Origin of the sequence: Occallatibacter sp., from assembly GCF_049802275.1 — a bacterium.
Taxonomy (GTDB): domain Bacteria; phylum Acidobacteriota; class Terriglobia; order Terriglobales; family Acidobacteriaceae; genus Telmatobacter.
The window spans coordinates 1-2,433 of record NZ_JBARMD010000621.1 but is presented as its reverse complement, the minus strand read 5'-3'; the positions used below and the strand labels follow the sequence as shown (position 1 = coordinate 2,433).

The 2,433-nt window shown below is 55.2% G+C and carries 1 protein-coding gene and 1 pseudogene; both read right to left on the bottom strand.

Translation table 11 applies throughout. The annotated features are described in order from the left end of the window. Nucleotides 1-417 (bottom strand): annotated as a pseudogene (locus WA354_RS21035) (hypothetical protein); the annotation flags it as partial. A 281-nt stretch (nucleotides 418-698) separates the two neighbouring features. Beyond that, nucleotides 699-1,898, bottom strand: coding sequence for a group II intron reverse transcriptase/maturase (gene ltrA / locus WA354_RS21030; RefSeq protein WP_472814981.1), 1,200 nt, complete (start codon nucleotides 1,896-1,898; stop codon nucleotides 699-701). Nucleotides 1,899-2,433: the final 535 nt, after the last annotated feature.

Sequence of the window (2,433 nt, the reverse complement as noted above, 5' to 3'; positions counted from 1 at the left end):
GAATTGAATTCTGGCCAGATCCAGCGCCGCCTTCTGCTGGGCGAGGCCGGCGCGCGCGGCATCGAGTTGGTACTGAAATGGCCGGGGATCGATGACAAACAGTAGTTCGCCCTTTTTCAGATCCGTGCCGTCCTGAAAGTGCCGCTCGACGATTTGTCCGCCCACCTGGGGCATCACCGTCACGGATTCAAACGCAGTATTTCTACCGATTTCGTCCAGGTAGACTGGGACATCCTGCGATTTTGCTAGTGCGATCTTAACCAGTGGAGGAGGTATGGCGGGGGCCGTCTGGGACTTGCCGCTGCGACAACCCGCGCTTGTAAGGCAGAGGAGTCCACTCAGAATGAGGCAGGACAAATCGATGTTTATTTTCATTCCGGCATTGGCAGAGGCTTTCTGTGCCATCCAAAAGGTCATGAGTCAGTTCTCACACGAAGTATATTCTTAGATTCGACGGCGAAGAACGCGGTGCACAGAAGTTTGACAATCCGCCTGAATCCAACCTCAAGAGTAGGGGTCGGGTCGAGGACTGGCGCGGTGTTCCGAAGGTCCAGCCTAGCCGGTTGCTCCCCGTTTCCTCTGGGAGTGCCTCAATAGCCAAACCGTGAATCCGTTTCCAGCCCCCGCCACATCGCACCCAGCGTGCGGATTTCCCGCACTGGGCGCACCTGTTTGCTTAGTGCCAAGAGTTATGTGGCCTATCGTGCAGGAGCGACTTTCGCACCTGACCATCTAACGAGTTGATAGTTGTTAAACAACCCCAGCCGGTCATATAGCCATTCGCTACTCCACCGCGTCCAACCGAAGCCTTGACGGCCTCGGGCACGCATCAAATGCCGCCGCACCTTCTCCTCTACCCAGCGCTTGACAACCCCAAAACAAATACTCGAATGACCGACCCGAAAGTAGTTCACCCAGCCGCGCAGAATCGTATTGATTTTCGCAATCACAACCTCGACGGGCCAGCTGACGTGCTTTCGGAAGACCTCTCTGAGCTTTTCAAACAGCGCTGTCCGCTTCTTCAGCTTGGGCGCATAGTAGGGTCGCCACTTCCGCTGAAGGCTCAGTACACGCCGAAATTCAAAACCCAAGAAAGTGAAGCTCTCTCCCTTCTTCAGATCCACCATTCGACTCTTGTCCTCGTTGATCGCAACGCAGAGCTTTGCGAACTCCTCGCGCAACCGTTTGTCTATCGCCTTCACCAGCCAGTCACTCCGCCGCTCAGCGTCAATCAAGATCACCATGTCATCCGCAAAACGTGCATACTGGACATTGGTTGACTTGCCCCTTCGCGTTGTGTCCACCGCTTTCTCCAGCATCCGGTCTACCTCATTCAGATAGAGGTTACTGAGAAGAGGTGAAATCACACCGCCTTGGGGAACGCCTTTCTTCCCGGTCGCCTTCAGAATCATCTTGAGCAAATGCATGACCGCATCATCCTGAACCCGCCGAGCCACTTTCTCTAACAGCAGCGAATGCTGAACATTATCAAAATAGGCGCTTAGGTCCAGATCGATGATGCGTGTCTTCTCTTCGACGATCGCTCGAGCTACACGGGCTACGGCTTCATGCGCCGTCCGCTTCGGTCGATATCCATACGACCCTTCTTGGAAATCCGCTTCAAAGACAGGCTCCAGGATGAGCTTTAACGCCCCCTGGACCACGCGATCACGGATTGAGGGAATCGACAGGATGCGGACTTTCTTTCCGCCGTCCTTTGGAATCTCCTTCTTCCGTGCCGGCATGGGCTGATACGTGTTGGTAACTAATTCATGCCGAATCTGCACAAGAAAACTCTCCGCCCCGCTTTCTTCGATGGCTTCGAACGTGACCCCGTCGATACCCGGCGCCCCGTCATTGCTACTCGCCATCTGGTAGGCTTCCCGCAAAGTCTCCATCTTGCAGACATGGACGTATAGTCCCCAGAAACGCCAAGACAGTTCTGCCTTCGCCTTGACATATAGACTCCTCCTCAGGTCCTGCAAACTGATAGGCGCTTTTATCATTTCGCCCTTGCCTCCCTTCTTGTTAGAGCCATTACAAACAGCAGGGCCTCTTCGCTCTGCGGACATTACTCCGCTTCCTCGCTACTACAGACCCGGCCGAGTCCCTCTCGCCTTCCACCGACTTCCCGGTGTCACCGGTTATACGGCTTCCCTGCTCCGCCGATTTCGCGACGGGGCGAGGAGGGTTTCTCCAGTTGCTTAGCATGACCTTGTCACCGTGCTGTCCCTACCAACCCCGCCGAAGTGTTTCGCCGCGTCAGTCCTTGCGACGCTCCATGCTGCCTTCGCCCGAAAAGTGAGGGCTCGGCCTTCGGATTTCAGTACTTTCGAGGCCATATGGGTTTACTTGCGTTACGGCCCGGCGACTCGCTCACCATCCTTTTTAGATGGCTTCGTCAATAGGCTTCAGGATTTTCAGTTGCCTTCC